The organism is Nitrospira calida (genome assembly GCF_976986435.1).
On the sequence record NZ_OZ335950.1, the window covers coordinates 3283921 to 3302960 of the forward strand.

The following is a 19040-nucleotide window of genomic DNA, read 5'->3' on the forward strand; positions in this document are numbered from 1 at the left end:
GCTTCCTTGTCGCCGGGAATCCCTCCCGTTTCGATCCACCTCGCCGATTCCAAATCTCCACGCGAGAAAGGAGGGATAACGCTATGACGCTGGTCCCGTATGTGTCGAACCTGATGCGGCTTCCCTTCGAAAGCCAGATCGATCGGCTGTTCGAAGAGGCGGTCCGCGGGGTGACGTCGCGGGTGAGTGCCTGGATCCCGTCCTGCAACGTGTACGAGGATGACCATGCCTTCTATGTCCAGGCCGTCCTCCCTGGCATGGATGCGAAGGATCTTGACATCCTCGTTGAGGATGGGATGCTCACCGTCAAAGGTGAGCGGAAGGGCCCTGCCCCGGAAGCGGGTCAAGCTTCATGGCTCGTTCACGAAATCGCGGAGGGCTCCTTCGCTCGAACCTTTGTGATCCCGTCCTACGTGGACCATTCACAGGCCAAGGCCTCCTATAAGGAAGGGATTCTCACCGTCACCTTCCCCAAGAAGGAGGAAGCCAAGCCGCGTCGGATCCTCATCGAAGAGTGCAAGTGAGGCGGGCGTCTATCCGACCCCGAGCGCCACCGTTACCGGTGGCGCTTTTCTTGTTTGCCAGACCAGCGACGGCGACGCCAATGTCTCATCTCACCGACTCAGTCGAACCCCGGCTTCATGACGCCACGGCGGATGGCTTCAAGCCCGAACCGACGGCTGGTCCGGGCAAACAGACGAACGGCAGCCCGCTCTACGTGCCGTACTATCTCGATCCACGATGTCATGAGGCTCTGTACGAGATTGATGTGCCGACCGGGCTCTGACAGTTTCGTTGCAACATCGTCGGCGCGAGGACTTACCCACCTTCGAATAGCCCCGCATGGGCGTTCAGGCCGGCAGTTCTTCAAACCGGGCGGTGAAGTGGCGAAGCACCGGAGCTTCGTAGGTCATGGCGAGGCCGTGGATGGCCTCGCGCGTGCGGAACAGTTCAATGATGGACTCCGCGACATACGTGATCTGCATGTTGGTGTAGACGCGCCGCGGGATGGCGAGGCGGACCATCTCCAACTCGGGATGGATCGTTCGGCCGGTGGACGGATCTTTCTTTCCAAACATCACCGTACCGATTTCGACGCCGCGGATGCCGAATTCCCGATAGAGCGCCACGCACAACGCCTGAGCGGGAAATTGCGATTGCGGAATGTGCGGCAGGAATTCCTTGGCGTTGAGGTAGACAGCATGCCCGCCCACCGGCTTCAAAATCGGCACGCCGCCCTGTTCGAGCAGCTCCCCTAGATACCGCACTTGGCCAATCCGGAATTCCAAATACTCTTCGTCCAGCACCTCTTTCAACCCTCTGGCCATCGCCTCGAGATCACGACCGGCCAATCCGCCGTAAGTCGGAAAGCCCTCGACCAGGATCAACCTGTTCGTGATGCCCTGGACCCACTCCGCATTGTTCAGGCTGAGAAACCCGCCGATGTTCACCAGCCCGTCCTTCTTGGCAGACATCGTACATCCGTCCCCGTAGCTGAAGAGTTCGCGTGCGATGTCCGCGATCGACTTGGTCTGATATCCCGGCTCCCGTTCCTTGATGAAGAAACAGTTTTCCGCGAAGCGACAGGCGTCGAAGAACAACGGGATGCCGTAGCGCCGGCACAGCTCGCTCGTTGCGCGGATGTTGGCCATCGACACCGGCTGACCGCCCCCGCTGTTGTTGGTGATGGTGATCATCACGAGCGGGATGCGGTTGCGCCCCACTCGATTGATCGCATCTTCCAGCCGCACCAGATCCATGTTGCCTTTGAACGGCATGTCACAGTGCGGATCGTAGGCTTCCTTGACAACCACATCGAGCGCTTCGGCCCCCTGATGCTCGACGTTCGCGCGGGTGGTGTCGAAATGGATGTTGTTGGGGACGCACATGCCGGGCTTGACCACCGTCGAGAACAACAGATTTTCGGCCATGCGGCCCTGATGGGTGGGGATCACGTACCGGTAGCCGAAAATGGACTTCACGGTCTCTTCGAAATGATAGAAATTCCGGCTGCCGGCGTAGGATTCGTCGCCCAGCATCAGGCCCGCCCATTGATTGTCGCTCATGGCCGAGGTGCCGCTGTCGGTGAGCAGATCGACATACACACTTTCAGCGGGCACCTTGAAGAGGTTATAGCCGGCCTCGCGCAACAGGCGGTCCCGCTCTTCGCGCGTGGTTCGGCGGATCGGTTCGACGACTTTGATCTTGAATGGCTCGGATGGGAACTTCATGCGACAGCCTTCTTGAATCGCGCCAACTGCGCTTTGAATGCCTTCGCCCCTTGGTATTCGAACACGTAGCGCGTCATGTCGAACAGCGGCGCAGGATCGAGGTCCCGGATGAGGTCCGGCTTCCAGGTGATCTGGAGCTTGCTGATCATCGTGATCGGCGTCGGTTTGCCGACCATGCCGAGCGGAACTTGCCCGTAGGTCTGCGAGAAAATCAGGATTTCGCCGTCGAACAGGGCCGCATTGATATCCTGCGCGGCGCCTTGTTTCCTATAATCCTCTTCGAGCCGCTGAAACATCGGCGACCGGTCAAGCTCCTCGCGAAAGGCGTAATAAATCTTGATGCCGGCCCGATGTTGGTCGTCCATGACCGCGATCGCGTCCGCCACCAGGGAAGCCCGTTGCATCTGGTCCTTGGTGAGAATCAGCAACCGGCGGATCGTGACGTTGCGGCGCACAGCGGCCTGGTTGGCCAGGAGATAGCTGGGATAGAGCGCCTCGCCTTTCTTCCAAATGTTCCACCGCTCCATGATGGCATCCACCGACCGCTCGGCGGTTTCCATCAGCCGGACGGCTTCGGCGTTGGCGGCCGCCCCTTCATAGACCAACGTCTGGGATTCGAGTTGGCGCAGCTCGCGCCCGATGGCTTCCACCTTCTTCGGCAGATACCGGGGGGTCTTCGGGACGTGCAGCATCACGTCCACGGCGGTCAGGGCCAAATTCCAGTATTCCTTGGCCGCCGCCGGCGCCTTGTCCTTCTGGGCCACCAGCAGCAACTCCACCGGATTCTTGTCCAGCAGCTTGGCGATCGTGATGCAGACCTCCGGCTTCGGAACTTTGAGCCCCCGGCGCATGAGATTCGCTTCGGGCTGGGCGATTCCGAGCTTCTCGGCAAGCGCGTAATCGCTGCTCAATCCGTATCGTTCTTTGACCGCTTCAAGATAACTGGCAATTTCCGTCATGCCGGCCTCACCCAACGCCGATCATACCACGCCGGCCACATTCCTCATCCTCCAACCGACGGAACCGACCTGAAGGGTATTCACCGTGGCGGCCCCCTTCCGCCTCGTCATCCGTTCCCGGATCGCGGATCGGCCTTGCACCAAGCGGTCCGCGCGGATCCGACATTGACGGGAGCAATGCCGGTCGGATGCGGCGGCATACCGACGGCGGCCTCGCTCCGACCGAGCTGCGTCATGCGCTGCTTCACCAGTGTGTCGAATCGAGCGAGGGACAAGGTAATCCCGTGACGGGCGAATTGTGCCACCAGCTCGTCGCCCCGCTCTCTTACCAACGTCACGACCGACCGATACCCGGCGCCGAGCAACAGCATCCGGTCCTGGTAGGTCAAAAAGCTTCGTTCGAACAAGAGCGCGTCGTGAGAGGTCGGGGTCATGACCAACAGATCTTTGTCGGGATGGCTGCGCTCGAACAATTCCTGGGCTTGGGAAAACCGCACGTCGAAGTTGATACGAGAAGCCTGTTCGCCGATAGCCAGGAATCCTCTGTCCCGCAGAGAGGCCTGGTGCGACGGGTGCGCCGATGCACGCCGAGACGATCGCGGGGGCTGAACCCGGACCATCGGATTGATCACGACCATAAAACCGATGTGTTTGGCGACGGCCAGATCGAAGAAGGTCAGTCGGCCGATTCCGGCGTCGATGTAATCGCGCCCGTCGATCCGCACGGGGCAAAAATAGATCGGCACGGCCGAGGAGGCGGTGATAGCTTTGGAGATCGGCACGTCCTTCCACCCCTCGTCGCCGAAGATCACGCTGTCCCCCGTTTCGAGATCGATCGCGGGAACATACAATTCGCGACGCAACTCCGCGAACGAATCGGACAGCCCCTTGTCGCGGAATGTTTTCTCCAAGTACCGAGCGAACGGCTTCAACGTGTAGATCCCGCTCGGCAGCGCCTCTTGGGCTTTGTCCAGGAGATCGATCAGGGTCATCTCCGGGTAATGACGGACATACAGTTTGAGCAAGGGGATGAGTTGCCGGATCGCACGGGGGAAAGTTTTGAGTCCTTCGCCGAAGGCGGGCGCGAAGATATCCCGGTGGTCGAAATAATACGGCCGCGTGTTCGATAAGTTCGTCTCCAGAATCTCTTGCGGCTTGACGCCGTTCGCGATCAGCGAGGCCGCCGCCGAGCCGGCGCTGACGCCGACGTACACCTCGAAGTCGTTGACCGTGAAGCTCTCGTCGAAGAGGTCGTCCAACGCCGTCAAGGCGCCGATTTCGAAGAGGTAGCCGGTAAATCCTCCTCCCGCCAACGCCAACGCCCGCTTGCTTGATCTGTCCGATCCCATGATCACTTTCCTTTCTGAATGCCCATCCCCTTGCCAATCCTCCTCCCCCGACCGCGAGCCGCGTGCCCTCACCGATCCGTAAAACGAGGCTGCCGCTTTTCCAAAAAAGCGGCAAGCCCCTCCTTTCTGTCCTCCGTCTCGCAGAGCCGGCCGAACAGGCGCGCCTCCAAAGCCAAAGCCTGGCGCACGTTCAGCTCAGTCCTTTCCCTGATCGCCTGGAGCACCGCCTTGACGGCCGCCCGACCTTTGGAAGCAATCTTGCGCGCCAGCCCCCGCGCCTGACGGAACAGATCGTCTGGTGGAATCACTTGCGACACCAATCCCAACGCCTTCGCCTCCTGCGCGGAGATCACGTCGCCGGTCAGCATCAGTTCCGTTGCCCTGGATCGACCGATAAGCCGAGGCGGGCGCTGGGTGCCGCCCATGCCCGGCATGAGGCCCAGATTGATTTCCAGTTGGCCCAATCTCGCACCCTCCGCCGCCAGCCTGATGTGACAGGCCATCGCGAGTTCGAGCCCGCCGCCGAGACAGGCGCCGTTGATGGCGGCGATGACCGGTTTCTCGAAGGCCTCGATGTTGTCCGCAATCGCCTGCCCACGAAGCGCCATCCGTTCGCCCTCCGGGGCCGACGCAATCTCAGCCAGCGCGCGGACGTCAGCCCCAGCGATGAAAAATCGACCGGCACCGGTCAAAATCACGGCCTTGACCGTGTCGTCCTTGGCCAGTCCGTCGAATGCGGCTTCCAACTCGTCCAGCATGTGGACCGTCAGCGTGTTGGCCGGAGGATGGTTGATGGTCAATGTCGCGACGGACTCTTCCACCGAGCAGGTCAGCACGCCGTCGGGCCTCACTCCCATGACCTCGCCTCAGTACGTGAAGAATCCCCGCCCGGCGATCTGGCCGGTGAATCCTGCGTCCACCATCCGGCGCAGCATGGGCGCGGGCCAAAACCGCGGCCCGAGGCTGTGCGCGAAATCCTCCAACTCATGGAGCACCTGATCGATGCCGAGCCGGTCGGCGAAATGGAGCGGCCCTTCCTTGTCGACCGGGAAGCCGATTCCGGCGACCATCGCGAAGTCGATGTCGCGCGCGGAGGCGACGCCTTCCTGCAGGGCGGTCACGGCCTCGTTCACCATCGCCAACAGGAGCCGTGATCTCGTCCATCGCGCGCCCGTCACGCCCGTTTCCTCCCGAACCCGCCGGATCACAGAATCAAGACCCTGCTCGCGTCCCCCTTCTTCCGCGCTGACATAGTCGTAGAACCCGTGGCCGGCTTTCACACCCAACCGACCCGCCTTGACTAGCGCTTCCAGCAATGGAGCCGGGGTCATGCGAGGTCCGTAATGGCGATGGAGAATCCGCGCGACTTCCAGGGAAATATCCAACCCGACGGTATCCAGCAGGGTGAACGGTCCGACCGGCATCCCGAAGGCGACCATTTCGTGATCGATGTCGTCGACCGGCGCCGCACCTTCCTGCAGGCAAAGAATCGCTTCATTCAGATAGGGCATCAGCAGGCGATTGACGAGAAAACCGGCGCATTCCTTCACCACCACCGGCGTCTTTCGGATGCTTTCCGCAAAGCCGACCATGTCATCCACCGTTTGGGGATCGGTGGCGAGACCGGGAATGACCTCGACGAGCGCCATGGCGTAAGCCGGGTTGAAAAAGTGCAGGCCCACCACCTTGCTCGGCCGGCTTGTGGCGGCGCCCAGCGCCGAAATAGAAAGCGCGGACGTGTTGCTGGCCAGGATCGCACCGCGCGGACAGATCTGATCCAACTCATGGAAGACCTGTTTCTTCAGCTTCAAGTCTTCCGGCACCGCTTCGATGACCAGATCCACCTGGTGAAGGCCGGCGAGACCGGACGCCGCTGTGACCAGCAGCATCTTCTCTTCGAGCTGTTCGGGCGTCATCTTGCCTTTGTTGACGCGCGCCTGGTACAGGGCCCGCACGGATTCCCGTCCCCGCTGGGCCAGCGCCTCGCTGACATCGGCCAGCACGACCGGCACGCCGGCCATGCTGACAACCTGCGCAATCTGCGCGCCCATCGTTCCAGCTCCTACGACGCCGACGGTATAGATGTACATGCTTCGCTCCGCTCAAGCTTCGAGTCACGAGTGCTAGGTTCTGAGTTGAAGAGAGTAGGCTGATTGTGCTTTGACGGTCATCGTTTCCTCCTGCAACTCAGCACTCAACACTGAGAACTGCGCCTCAGACGCGCTCCAGCACCATCGCGGCGCCCTGGCCCCCGCCGACGCACAGCGTCACCGCGCCCAGGGCCGCGCCGCGACGCCGCATCTCATGCAGGAGGGTGAGGATCAGGCGCGTCCCAGTCATCCCGACCGGATGGCCTAACGCGATAGCTCCGCCGTTCACGTTCACGATCTCCCGCTTCAGCCCCAACAGCCGCTCGACCGCTAAGTACTGCGCCGCAAAGGCCTCGTTGACCTCGATCAATTCCAGATCGGCCAAACTCACACCCGCCCGCTTGAGCGCCAACGGCAATGCTTCCACCGGCCCGATTCCCATCCGGGTCGGCTCCACCCCGACGAAGGCGTACCCCCGGATCCGCCCCATCGGCTGAAGTCCCAGATCCCGAGCCCGTTCGGCGGACATCACGAGCGCCGCCGCCGCCCCGTCGTTGAGCGGGCAACTGTTGCCCGCCGTGACCGTCCCACCCTCCTTGAACATGGGTGGATAAAGCGCGAGCTGCTGCTCGGTCAAGCCAGGATTCGGCCCTTCGTCCTGCGCAAACAAGGTCGGCGCCACTTCGCGACCAGCAACGGTTTTCGGCACGGAAACCGGAAGAATTTCATCTTTAAACTTGCCTTCACGGACGGCCCTGAACGCGCGGCGATGACTCTCCACGGCGAACCGATCCTGTTCCTCCCGGCTAATGTCGAACTCTTCGGCCAAATTTTCGGCGGTCCGCCCCATGAGTTGGCCGCAAAACGCGTCAGTCAGCCCTTCCCAGATGCTGTCGATGAATTCCGCGTGCCGCAGGCGTTTCCCCCATCGCATGTCGCGCGACACAAAGGGCGCGCGGCTCATGTTCTCCACGCCGCCCACGACTTGCACGTCGGCGTCGCCGCTCTGGATATTTTGGCAGGCGTTCACAAACGGCTGCAGACCCGAAGCGCAGTTGCGCTGAACCGAATACGCCGGAAGACGTATCGGCAATCCGGCCATGAGCGCGATCACCCGGGCGACATTGTAGGCGTCGCTGGTCTGGCCAACGCACCCGATGATCACGTCCTCGACCAGCGCCGGATCAAGGCCGGCGCGGGCGAGGGTTTCGCGCACGACCAGTTCGCCCAACTTATGGGCGGGAATGTCCTTGAGCGCTCCGCCGAAGCTCCCGATAGGTGTTCGGACCCCGGTGACGATGACAACCTCTTTCATCTTCTTCACGGCCTCCGCCCCTAGCGTGCTCGGCTGTCAGCCAACCTTGCGTTGAGCCGTCGCCTCGCTTGCCCGGAGGTGTTCATCGCGCAGCATGCGCCGCAGAACCTTTCCCACCACCGTCCTCGGCAGTTCGGCACGGAACTCGATGGCCGCCGGGACCTTGAACCGGGCCAGCGACCGACTGCAATGTTCGATCAGCTCCTGCGCGGTCGCCGACCGTCCTGATCGGGCGACCACGTAGGCCTTGACCGCCTCGCCATACTGGGGATGGGGGATGCCAATCACCACGGCGTCCCCGACGGCTGGATGCTTGAGCAGCACTTCTTCCACTTCCCTCGGATATACGTTCTCGCCGCGGGAGATGATCAGATCCTTCTTCCGATCCACGACAAAGAAAAACCCTCGGTCGTCCCGCTTGGCGATATCGCCTGTGCGGAGCCAGCCGTCGCTCAGCACGGCCTTGGTTTCCGCTTCGTTGTTCCAGTACCCCTCCATCACCTGCGGGCCGCGGACCATCAATTCGCCGACTTCGCCGATGGGCATGTCCCGCCGACCGGTTTCCAGATCCACAACGCGGGCGTCCGTATCCGGAAATGGGAGCCCCATTGAGCCGCGCGGGTGCTCGCCATAGATCGGGTTGCAATGGGTCACGGGCCCCGCCTCCGTCAGACCGTAGCCCTCGGAAATCCTCACACCGGTGAGCCGTTCAAACCGTTCCTGCACGTCAGCGGGCAGGCCGCTCCCTCCGCTCAGGCATACACGCAGGGACCGGAAATCGTATCGGCGGGCTTCCGGGAATTCGCTCATCTTCGAGAACATCATCGGGATGCCGGAAAAGACCGTGACCCGGTACCGCTGGATCGCGCGGAGCACGTCGAGGACCTGGAAGCGCGGAAGGAGCACAATGGAACACCCGGTCATCACCGCCAGGTTTTGACAGGTGCTCAATCCATAGGCATGGAAGAACGGGACCACCCCCAAGAATATTTCACCTCCTTCGCGAAAATCGGGCACCCAACACCGGCACTGGAAGGCGTTGGTGATGAGATGGCGGTGAGTCAGCATGACGCCTTTGGGCGTGCCCGTCGTCCCGCCAGTGTATTGCAGCTGCGCCAGGTCGTCCGGTCTCGGTTGCGGAAGCGCCACCCGGCCCGAGGCGGACGTTCCCGCCAGCAGAGCGAGGAACTCATAGACCGGCGGTCGTGCGTCGATGCGGATCCACCGACGAGTGAGCATGGCTTTGAAGGGATACAGGAGGCGCAGGCCCGGCGGGAGAAAATCCCGGACGCTCGTCACGATCGTGCGGAGCGGCAGTCCCGTATGTCGCCGGACCTCCTCGAGGCGCGGGAAAAACTGGTCCAACACGACAAGGGTCTCGCTGCCGGAGTCGGCCAGTTGCGCCTCAATTTCCCTCGACACATAGAGCGGATTGATGGGCACGACGATCGCTCCGGCTTTGAGCGCGCCGTAATACGCGATAAGCGACTGCGGGATGTTCGGCAACATGAGGGCCACGCGATCTCCCGGCCGCACCGCCAGGGCGATCAATGCCCGCGCAAACCGCGTGCTCAGTTCGTCGAATTGACGGAAGGACACACGTCGGCCGTAGAAGATCAGCGCCGGGTGTTCGGGAAACCGTGTCGCGGATCGCTGCGGCAGGTCCCCCACGGTCCAATCGGGGTACCGGCAGAAGGGCGGAACGCCGGGATCGTAGTGGCGGAACCAGGGCTGCAGCATTTGCCTCCTCGTTGGCGCTGACGCCGGCCCCTCGTCGCGGCGTCAGCGGTCGCACCGGACTAGGCCGCCCCCTGCGCGGTGGCGGGATACGGCGGACGAGCCGCCCGGTGTCTGTTCTCCAACCCCATCCAAAATCCTTCGAGGTAATCCAACACGGCCTTCATGCCCCTGCGGAAATCTTCCTTGTCCTGCTCGGACATGCCAGCGCTATCCGGGCCGGTCGTTCCCTCCACCGCCGCCACGGCGTGTTCCATGGCCTCTTCGTGGGCGGACTCGAGCTGGCGATGGAACGTGAAGTACGTCATGTCCATCCCGGGATACCGCTCCCGCTTGAGCCGGGTGAGACCCGGGATGAGGTGGTCCCACATCGTGATCGCCATGTTCTCCAAGCCGAACGAGGCGCCGAGCGCCCTGGCGTGATTGCCGTCGCTGTAGAGCCGTTCCATGCCCTCGATGTATGCGCGGGTCGACGGCAACATCGGCCGGATCATCGCCTCATGCACATCGATGCCGACCGAACGAAGAAAGTTGCGATAGAGGAGTTCATGCCGATTCCTGGTCCGACCGTCGCCCAGTTCCGAATACAGAACCTTCGTCAACTCGTCCGCCACTTTCTCGTCTTCCGTATTGACCAGTTGCGAGACCAGGATCTTCGGAAAGAACCGCGCGAAGTTGTAGAACTCGACGGCGAACTCCCGAAACTCCTCATCGGTCACGTCGCCGAGCCGAAAGCGATCCAGATACGGGTTGTTGATCGCGCCATGACGGAGAACTTCGCTGCGCATCTGCTCGTAGAACGTCATAACCCACCTCCCACTCCCCACTCCGTCCACGACACCGGACGACCCTGTTCCCATTTTCCATCTGGTTCAATGATATACCTTTTCTATTATCGTCGCAATGCAAAACATATCCCTTTATTCTGTTTGTCTGGACTGCTGTTTCCGATGTTCATTGGCACGGAGCCTTCTTTGCAATCAGGCACGATATCACCCCGTTTGATATAAATTCTCTATTGCACAATAGAGTCTCTATGTTATACTCCGCCTGTATCCACGATCATCAGACACGTCGGGCGGATCACGCTTCGGGTTCGCCAGGTTGAGGAGGAGGCGCCGTTATGAAAGGATCAATGGGGATCGATCACATCACGCTGTGCGTGGAGAATCTGGAAGCCGCAGAATACTTGTTCACCAAGATTCTGGGCTTCGAAGTCATCTGGTCGGCGCGGGATGTCGGGAGCGACAAATCCAGCATGGACACCGTCGTGGTGCAGCGCGGCAACGCCAAGATCGCGCTCATGCAGGGGAGAGACAAGATCGTCAAGTCCCAGATCAACGAGTTCATCGAGAAATACGGGCAAGGGGTCCAGCACATCGCGATGGAAGTGGACGACATCGAGGCAGTCTGCCGGGAATGGGAAGCGCACGGCGTCAAGTTCAGCGGTCCTCTGAAGGAAGGCCGAGACGGCTTCGGTCCCCTGAAGCAACGATTTACGTATCCATTGTTCCCCGGCAGCGGTCTCTTTGTCGAGTTGACCCAACGCCAGCATGGGAACGAGCAGTCGAGAACGTTCGTGCGCAGCACGGTCGAAGCGCTCTATAAGGATATCGAGCGCGATCAGATCAGCGGCGTCGAACAAACGATCATCGACTACGAATCCTGTCCGGTTCCGTTCAAAAAGTCTGCCTGAGTGCGCTCGGCGCCGCCGGGAGCCCGTCCTGTCGGCGAGCGCAAGCGGAGGCGCCGGTGAGAAGGGGGAGGCCGCAATGTATCTTGTGAAGAAAGGTCAGGTCCCAAATCAAGCTCACGTCGGCATTCCAGAGGGCCTGTACGAAGAAGAACACGGGCGCCAAGGCTTCAGCGGCCCGTCCTCGCATCTCTATCGGACCCATCCACCGACAGGATGGGTGAGAATCGAAGGTCCGCTCCGGCCCCGCGCGTTCACCTGCGCGGCGCTCTCCACTCCGGACCAATGTTCGGCGGAAGCGAGTCCGTTGGAGATCCTCCGCAGCCCGGACGCCACGGTCTTCCTCTCCCGCCGGTCCGAATCGATGACCTACTTCGTCCGCAATTCGGACGGCGACGAAGTCCACTTCGTGCACAGCGGGCGCGGCCACTATGAGACCGATTATGGCTGGCTCCCGTACGAGCCCGGCGATTACGTCGTGATTCCCAAGGGGACGACGTACCGGACTCTCGTCGACTCGAGCCCCTCCTTGTTCCTGATCGTCGAAACGCCGGCGCCTATCGCCCTGCCCGACCGGGGTATGCTCGGCCAGCATGCGCTCTTCGACAAAGGCGTGTTGGTCTCGCCGGAACTGGGCTCGGTTCGAGACGGCGGGGAGCGGCGCGAGTGGGAAGTGCGGATCAAACGCCACGGGGAATACACGAAGGTCTTTTATCCGTTCTATCCCATGGACGTGGTGGGCTGGAAAGGCGATCTGTGGGTCGCCAAGCTCAATGTCAGGGACTTCCGCCCAGTAACGAGCGCGCGGTATCACCTGCCGCCCAGCGTGCATGTCACGTTTCAGGCAGGCGGCGCGATGTTTTCCACGTTCGCCCCGCGTCCGCTGGAAAGCGATCCTCAGGCCCTGCGCGTGCCGTTTTATCACCGGAACATGGACTATGATGAAATCTTGTTCTACCATCAGGGGCACTTCTTCAGCCGAGCCGGCATTGAACCCGGTATGCTGACTTTGCACCCCCAGGGCATCCACCACGGGCCTCACCCGCAAGCAGTGGAGGCGAGCAAAGTCAAGACCCACACCGATGAAGTAGCCGTCATGATCGAATCTCGCCGGCCCTTTCTCGTCGCGCCGGCCCTGGAATCCGTTGAAATCAAAGATTATGCGTTGAGCTGGAGCCGCTCATGAAACTGTACAGCTTTCAAGTCCGCACGCCGGTGGGGACATTTACCCGTGTCGGCGCGCTGCTTGGCTCCAAGCTGGTGGACTTGAACATGGCTTACGCCCGGATGCTGGCCGACCGGAACGAAGCGCAACCCTATCGGCTCGCCGACGCGGCGGTTCCGTCGACCATGCTGGAACTGCTCGAAGGCGGCCCATCGGCCATGGCTGCGGCGAGACAGGCGCTCGACTATGCGAGCCGGTTGGGTGATCAGGCGTCGGGGCCTGAGGGCGAAGCGATCGCCTATCTCCCCGCGAACGTGCGCATCATTGCCCCCCTTCCCAATCCGCCGTCGCTGCGCGACTTCATCGCCTTTGAAGAGCACATCGCCGCCACGTCCAGGAAACGGGGGCAACCGATTCCGCCCGAGTGGTACAAAGCCCCCGTCTACTACAAGGGCAACCACCGGACGATCATCGGTCCAGACGAAGACCTTCCGTGGCCGCTCCAGACGACAAAATTGGACTATGAACTGGAGTTGGCCTGCGTGATCGGCCGCCGGGGACGGGACGTGTCCGAGCGGGAAGCGGCGGACTATATCGCCGGCTATACGATCATGAACGATTTTAGCGCCCGCGACATCCAGTTCCAGGAGATGGCCTGCCGCCTGGGTCCCGCAAAAGGCAAGGATTTCGCGACGGCCATCGGCCCCTGCCTGGTGACCCCTGACGAAATTCCGGATCTCAACGCCTTGACCATGATCGCGCGGGTCAACGGAGAGGTCTGGTCACGCGGTCGCTTCGGCACCATCCACTGGACGTTCCCGCAGATGATCGCTCATGTGTCGCGTGGAGAAACGATCTACCCGGGAGATCTGTTCGGATCCGGCACGGTCGGTGGCGGCTGCGGCCTGGAGCTAGATCGGTTTTTGAATCCCGGGGATGTAGTCGAGCTGGAAATTCAGCCCATCGGCGTGCTTCGGACGCGCATCGTGAAACAACCTGAGCGGGAGAATCCATCATGAGCGTACACGTGACAGACGACCGAATTCTTGGAGACGTGATCGAACGCCATCGTACGCTGTACGACGGGCCCGAGATCGAGGCCAAACTGAAGTACATCATCCGCGATGGCCCCCAATCCAAACTGTCCGACTGGGATATCCATCGGTTGTTGCGGACCGCGCGTTGCATGTACTTCGACACGCATGTCGAGATGGTCTCCGGACACCACACCGCAACGTATCTGCGGTTCGAGTCCATCGCGCGCATTCCCCAACTGATCCGGCTGATCGCGCGCGACATGGCGGACTGGATTCGGCTGACTTTTCAACACGACCCGATCACTGGTATCGTCGCGACGATGTCGGCGGCTGAACTCCTGGCGGAGGGGGTTGCCGACATCTTGCACGACAAAATGCGGCTGCGAGTCACCCTGACGCCGTACAGCCCGGAAACCGGCAAGATCGGCACGGAGATCAGGACCGGCGCCATTCGCACGGGGGAGCGGTTCGTCGCCCTGAACGACGTGACGACGCGCGGGAATTGCATCAGCAAACTCGGGAAAGTGATCACGGACCACGGCGGCATCCTGGCGGGTATGATGGTTTTCGCGCGGCGGGACAGCGGCCAATTCCCGCTCTTGCAGGAACTCGTGCGGCAGTATCCCTTTTACTACGCGGCTGACCTCGACATGCCCCAGTGGGAACCGGATCAGTGTCCGCTGTGCCGAGCCCAGCAGCCGTTATTGTCATGGAAGGAGATGCCGGAATTTTAGCGAACGGCCGGACCGACGCATTCGATTCGACATGATCAAGGAGCGCTGGCTCAACCGCAGATTGAGTTTCTATAAAAAAACAACTGCCACGAAACGCTGGGGGTTGAAGACTCTATCCGCTAGCGTCGAGGACGATCAGACGCTGAAGAGCCGGCGGCTCAAGCGAAGCTTGGTATGGAGGGCAAGATGGATCTCGCCGTGGTCGCGAAAGAGATTAAACAGGACGATCTGCTCCAGATGTACTACTACCTCCGGCTGACCAGAACGCTGGAGGAACGGATCACGGCGCTGTACCGACAGGGCCGGATCATGGGCGGAGTCTATACCAGCCACGGCATGGAGGCGATCGCAGTGGGCTATGCCTCCGCCTTGGAACGAGACGACGTCATCGCTCCCTATCACCGGGATATGGGCGCATTTCTCATCCGCGGTATCACCCCGGGCGAAGTCATCGCGCAGTATCTGGGCAAGCGCACCGGACCGACCAAGGGGAAGGACGGGAACGTGCACATTGGCGACCTGAAACGCGGCGTGATCGGATTCGTGAGTCACCTGGCCGACAACCTGCCAGTGGCAACCGGCGCGGCGCTGGCCTTCAAGCTGCGCGGCGAGTCGCGCGTGGTCATCACCAACACCGGCGACGGCGGGACGAGCCGGGGCGATTTTCACGAAGCCCTGAATTTCGCCTCCGTGCGGAAGCTGCCGGTTGTCTTTTTCTGCAATAACAATCAATACGCCTACTCGACGCCGCTCCGTCTGCAGATGGCGATTCGGGACGTAGTCGAACGCGCCAAGGCCTATGCCATGCCCGGCGAAATTGTGGACGGCAACGACGTCGCGGCGGTCTACCTGGCCGCCAAGCGCGCGATTCAGCGGGCCAGGTCCGGTGACGGGCCGACCTTCATCGAAGCCAAGACGATGCGGATGCACGGCCATTCGGAGCATGACTCGGCCAAGTACGTGCCGCGCGAGTTGTTGGAGGAATGGAAGAAAAAGGATCCGATCATGAAGGCCGAGCAGATGCTCAAACAGCTCGGCTACGCGGACGACGCGACGTTCAGAGAAGTCGACGCCCGGGTCAAGCAAGAAGTCGAGGCCGGGGTAGAGTTCGCCGAACAGAGCCCGCTGCCGGAGGGACGGGAAGTGCTGGACGGGGTGTTCGCGACGGAGGACGAGGTGCAGCCATGACGACGGCGACCGCACAGGAAGTCACATACCTGGAGGCGATCTCGCAGGCGCTGGATGAGGAGATGGCCCGAGACGAACGGGTCTTTCTTTTGGGTGAGGACATCGGTCCGTATGGCGGGGCCTTCCGCATCACCGAGGGATTTCAGAAAAAATACGGCGAGTGGCGGGTCCTGGACACGCCGCTCTCCGAGTCCGGTTTCGTCGGCGCGGCGATCGGCGCCGCGATGATGGGGATGCGGCCGGTGGTGGAAATGCAGTTCGCCGATTTCATCTCCTGCGCGTTCGATCAGATCACGGAGGTCGCGGCCAAGAACCACTACCGCTGGGGCGCCGCGGTGCCGATGGTCATCCGGGCTCCCTTCGGCGGCGGCGTGCACGGCGGGCCCTTCCACTCGGAGTGCCCGGAGGCCTGGTTCTTTCACTCGCCGGGGCTGAAGATCGTCGCTCCCTCGACGCCGTACGACGCCAAGGGCCTGCTGAAGGCGGCGATTCGCGATCCTAATCCGGTCATTTACTTCGAACACAAATTTCTCTACCGCCGGATCAAGGCGGTGCTGCCGCGCGAGGACTTCATCGTACCGATCGGGAAAGCCGAGGTGAAACGGGCCGGCCAGGATATTACGGTCGTGACTTACGGGGCAACGGTGCACCTCGCGTTGGAGGCGGCCGAGATGTTGACCAAGGAAGGGATCGAGCTCGAGATCGTAGACCTGCGGACGTTGATCCCGCTCGACAAGGAAACGATCTTCGCCTCGGTGCGCAAAACCAGCAAGGCCATCATGCTCCATGAGGACAACAAGACCGGCGGCATCGGCGCGGAAATCGCCGCGCTGTTGGCAGAAGAATGCTTCGACTGCCTGGATGGGCCGATTCTGCGCATCGCCGCGCCCGATACCCCCGTGCCGTTCAGTGCGCCGCTGGAGGAGTATTTTCTCCCGAAGGTCGGCGACATCGTCGCCGCAGCACGGAAGTTGGCGGCGTATTGAGCCTTGGGCCTCACGGAACCTGGAGGGCGACGTGGTTGACATTCTCATGCCCCAACTCGGAGAAAGCATCGCCGAGGGGACCATAATTAAGTGGATGATTCCGCCCGGCGGCCGTATTGAGAAAGACCAGCCGTTGTTGGAAGTGGAGACCGACAAGGTCTCGCTCGAAATCCCCTCCCCGGCCACCGGGGTACTGAGTGAAGTGCTCGTGCAGGCCGGCCAGACGGTGCCAATCGGCACATTGCTCGGGCGGTTGGAAAGCGAGCAGCCCTCGACCGGCGTCATCAACCGCGTCGGCGGCGTGGTCGTCCGCCCGATGGAACCGTCCGCCGCAGGGCCGGACCACTACTCCCCAGCCGTCAGGCAACTGGCGAAGGAACACGGCGTAGACCTGTCGCAGGTCGCCGGCACTGGCACCGGGGGACGCGTGACCAAGAAGGATGTCCTGGACTTCGTGGCCCGTCGGACCGCAGACCGCGAACCGCGGGCCGCCGAGGCGCCTTCGGCGGGCGAAGAAATCCTGCCGCTGACGCCGATGCGCAAGACGATCGCCGAGCGGATGGTCAAGAGCCGCCAGACCTCAGCCCATGTGGCCACGTTCTTCGAAGCGGACTTCACCGCTATCGCCAGATTCCGCGAAGGGCGTTCTTTGACTTACCTCCCCTTCGTCATCAACGCGGTTACGCGAGCGATCAAGGACGTCCCCATCCTGAACTCGTCCTGGGGAGATCAGGGCATCATTATCAAGAAAGACGTCCATATAGGCATCGCGGTCGCGCTGGAGGACGGGTTGCTCGTGCCAGTCGTACGACACGCGGATCAGAAGGGGCTCCTGCAGTTGGGCCGGGAAGTCGCCGATCTGGCGGAGCGGGCCAGGACCAAGAAACTGAACCCCGAGGAGGTGCAGGGCGGCACATTCACCATCACCAACCATGGTGGGTTTGGCAGCCTCTTCAGTACACCGATCATCCATCAGCCGCAGATCGCGATTCTCGGCATCGGGGCGGTGCAGAAACGCGCTGTCGTGATCAACGATGCCATCGCGATCCGGCCGATGTGCTATCTGAGCCTGTCGTTCGACCACCGGGTGATCGATGGTGCGACGGCCGATCAGTTTATGGCCAAAGTGAAACAGTACCTTGAACAGAGCGAGTGGGAGAAGTTCCTGGGATGAACAGGCGGGACCTGTCACCGACCAGTCGGGTAGCCGTTGCGTTTCTCCAATTGCAACGGGTGTAGGCTCGCACCCCATCCGGTGGAGGGACCCCGCTGCGCGTGCACGGACGCCCAGGTCGGCGTCACCGGTATGTTCGGCGGAGAGTCTGGATTATGGATGGAAGGCTTATGGAGAGCGTAATGAAAACGCGGCAAGCCGTCATCGTCAGCGCGGTGCGGACTCCGATGGGGAGTTTCAACGGCGTGTTTAGCCCCCTCCCGGCCACCAAGCTGGGCAGCATCGCCATCGCCGAAGCCTTGAAGCGGATCGACCTGCCGCCGGAGCGGGTGGACGAAGTGTTTATGGGCTGTGTCTTGAGCGCGGGATTGGGGCAGGCACCGGCCAGACAGGCCGCTATCGGCGCTAAGATTCCGAATTCCGTCGGCGCGACGACCGTGAACAAGGTCTGCGGGTCGAGCTTAAAGACCGTCATCATGGCGGCCCAAGCCATCGCCGCCGGTGACGCCCGTGTCGTGGTGGCGGGAGGCATGGAAAGCATGACGCGCGCGCCCTATCTCTTGGAAAGGGCCCGCCAAGGCTACCGTTTGGGCCACGCCGAATTGATCGACAGTCTGGTCAAAGACGGCCTGTGGGACGTCTATAACCAATTCCACATGGGCAACGGAGGGGAGCTGTGCGCCGCCAAGTACGGGCTGACCCGCTCCGAGTTGGACGACTTTGCGCTTGAAAGCTATCGTCGCGCGCGGGAAGCCATCGCCACCGGAGCCTTCAAGCGAGAGATCGTCGCGGTCGAGGTCCCCCAAAAAAAAGGGCCGCCGCTCATCGTGACGGAGGACGAAGAACCCAACCGCGCTGATCTCGGCAGGCTGCGAAGCTTGAAGCCGGTCTTTCAGGAAGACGGCGTGCTCACCGTGGGGAACTCGCCGTCGTGCAACGACGGCGCGGCGGCGCTTGTCGTGATGGCAGAGGACGAAGCGGCCGCCCTGGGGCTCAAGCCGATGGCCAGGATCGTCGGCTACGCGGGCGCGGCGTTGGCGCCCGAATGGTTCACCATCGCACCAGTCGAGGCCATCAAACTTGTCCTGAAGAAGACTGGTCTGACGGTGAGCGATATCGACTTATTCGAGATCAACGAAGCCTTCTCCGCCGTATCGGTAGCGATCAATCGGGAATTGGGGCTGGATCCGCGCAAGGTCAACGTGAACGGCGGCGCCGTGGCGTTGGGCCATCCCATCGGCGCGACAGGCGCGCGGATCCTCACAACCTTGCTCTACGCCATGGAAGCCCGTGGCGCCTGGCGCGGCCTGGCCGGTCTCTGCATCGGCGGCGGCGAAGCGCTGGCCATGATCGTGGAACGGCCAAGCTGAAGAAGGCAACGG

18 protein-coding genes are annotated in these 19040 nt (G+C 61.8%); 10 read left to right on the forward strand and 8 right to left on the reverse strand.

Features of this window, described 5'->3' with window-relative positions; translation table 11 throughout:
• Nucleotides 1-83 precede the first annotated feature (83 nt).
• Complete coding sequence (locus ACWHTU_RS16075) at nt 84-524, forward strand: Hsp20/alpha crystallin family protein (RefSeq protein WP_447860406.1); 441 nt, start codon at nt 84-86, stop codon at nt 522-524.
• Nucleotides 525-604: 80 nt separating this feature from the next.
• Nucleotides 605-787 carry a hypothetical protein gene (locus ACWHTU_RS16080; protein ID WP_447860407.1) on the forward strand — a complete coding sequence of 61 codons (183 nt, stop codon included), beginning with the start codon at nt 605-607 and terminating at the stop codon, nt 785-787.
• A gap of 64 nt (nt 788-851) precedes the next feature.
• On the opposite strand, the gene ACWHTU_RS16085 is transcribed toward ACWHTU_RS16080, so the two are convergent.
• The 8 genes from ACWHTU_RS16085 to ACWHTU_RS16120 all read right to left on the reverse strand — a co-directional run bounded on the left by ACWHTU_RS16085 (nt 852) and on the right by ACWHTU_RS16120 (nt 10487).
• Nucleotides 852-2231, reverse strand: coding sequence for a tryptophanase (locus ACWHTU_RS16085; protein ID WP_447860408.1), 1380 nt, complete (start codon nt 2229-2231; stop codon nt 852-854).
• The gene (locus tag ACWHTU_RS16090; RefSeq protein ID WP_447860409.1) at nt 2228-3190 is read right to left on the reverse strand and encodes a hypothetical protein; all 963 of its coding nucleotides are present in this window, start codon (nt 3188-3190) and stop codon (nt 2228-2230) included. Before ACWHTU_RS16090 ends, ACWHTU_RS16085 begins: the two co-directional genes overlap by 4 nt.
• A gap of 107 nt (nt 3191-3297) precedes the next feature.
• Nucleotides 3298-4539 (reverse strand): patatin-like phospholipase family protein, encoded by a 1242-nt coding sequence (locus tag ACWHTU_RS16095; protein ID WP_447860410.1) that lies wholly within the window; start codon nt 4537-4539, stop codon nt 3298-3300.
• A gap of 68 nt (nt 4540-4607) precedes the next feature.
• A complete protein-coding gene (locus ACWHTU_RS16100; RefSeq protein WP_447860411.1) occupies nt 4608-5396 on the reverse strand; it encodes an enoyl-CoA hydratase-related protein in 789 nt (262 codons plus the stop codon).
• A 9-nt stretch (nt 5397-5405) separates the two neighbouring features.
• Nucleotides 5406-6629 (reverse strand): 3-hydroxyacyl-CoA dehydrogenase, encoded by a 1224-nt coding sequence (locus ACWHTU_RS16105; protein WP_447860412.1) that lies wholly within the window; start codon nt 6627-6629, stop codon nt 5406-5408.
• 124 nt (nt 6630-6753) lie between these two features.
• Nucleotides 6754-7944 carry a thiolase family protein gene (locus ACWHTU_RS16110; RefSeq protein WP_447863382.1) on the reverse strand — a complete coding sequence of 397 codons (1191 nt, stop codon included), beginning with the start codon at nt 7942-7944 and terminating at the stop codon, nt 6754-6756.
• Nucleotides 7945-7980: 36 nt separating this feature from the next.
• Nucleotides 7981-9684, reverse strand: coding sequence for a long-chain-fatty-acid--CoA ligase (locus tag ACWHTU_RS16115; RefSeq protein ID WP_447860414.1), 1704 nt, complete (start codon nt 9682-9684; stop codon nt 7981-7983).
• A gap of 59 nt (nt 9685-9743) precedes the next feature.
• Nucleotides 9744-10487, reverse strand: coding sequence for a TenA family transcriptional regulator (locus ACWHTU_RS16120; protein ID WP_447860416.1), 744 nt, complete (start codon nt 10485-10487; stop codon nt 9744-9746).
• Between the two features lie 317 nt (nt 10488-10804).
• Between ACWHTU_RS16120 and ACWHTU_RS16125 the strand changes: the two genes are divergently transcribed.
• The 8 genes from ACWHTU_RS16125 (at nt 10805) to ACWHTU_RS16160 (ending at nt 19028) form a co-directional block, all read left to right on the forward strand.
• On the forward strand, nt 10805-11377 hold the full coding sequence (locus ACWHTU_RS16125) for a VOC family protein (protein WP_447860417.1): 573 nt from the start codon (nt 10805-10807) through the stop codon (nt 11375-11377).
• Between the two features lie 76 nt (nt 11378-11453).
• Complete coding sequence (locus tag ACWHTU_RS16130) at nt 11454-12560, forward strand: homogentisate 1,2-dioxygenase (RefSeq protein ID WP_447860418.1); 1107 nt, start codon at nt 11454-11456, stop codon at nt 12558-12560.
• Nucleotides 12557-13558, forward strand: coding sequence for a fumarylacetoacetate hydrolase family protein (locus ACWHTU_RS16135; protein ID WP_447860419.1), 1002 nt, complete (start codon nt 12557-12559; stop codon nt 13556-13558). The genes ACWHTU_RS16130 and ACWHTU_RS16135 overlap by 4 nt, the downstream gene beginning before the upstream one ends.
• Nucleotides 13555-14310 (forward strand): hypothetical protein, encoded by a 756-nt coding sequence (locus ACWHTU_RS16140; RefSeq protein ID WP_447860420.1) that lies wholly within the window; start codon nt 13555-13557, stop codon nt 14308-14310. The genes ACWHTU_RS16135 and ACWHTU_RS16140 overlap by 4 nt, the downstream gene beginning before the upstream one ends.
• A gap of 186 nt (nt 14311-14496) precedes the next feature.
• Nucleotides 14497-15498, forward strand: coding sequence for a thiamine pyrophosphate-dependent dehydrogenase E1 component subunit alpha (locus tag ACWHTU_RS16145; protein ID WP_447860421.1), 1002 nt, complete (start codon nt 14497-14499; stop codon nt 15496-15498).
• A complete protein-coding gene (locus tag ACWHTU_RS16150) occupies nt 15495-16484 on the forward strand; it encodes an alpha-ketoacid dehydrogenase subunit beta (protein WP_447860422.1) in 990 nt (329 codons plus the stop codon). The genes ACWHTU_RS16145 and ACWHTU_RS16150 overlap by 4 nt, the downstream gene beginning before the upstream one ends.
• A 31-nt stretch (nt 16485-16515) precedes the next feature.
• Nucleotides 16516-17658 (forward strand): dihydrolipoamide acetyltransferase family protein, encoded by a 1143-nt coding sequence (locus ACWHTU_RS16155; RefSeq protein WP_447860423.1) that lies wholly within the window; start codon nt 16516-16518, stop codon nt 17656-17658.
• Nucleotides 17659-17840: 182 nt separating this feature from the next.
• Nucleotides 17841-19028, forward strand: a complete 1188-nt coding sequence (locus ACWHTU_RS16160) for a thiolase family protein (protein ID WP_447860424.1) — start codon at nt 17841-17843, stop codon at nt 19026-19028.
• The last annotated feature ends 12 nt before the right edge of the window (nt 19029-19040 follow it).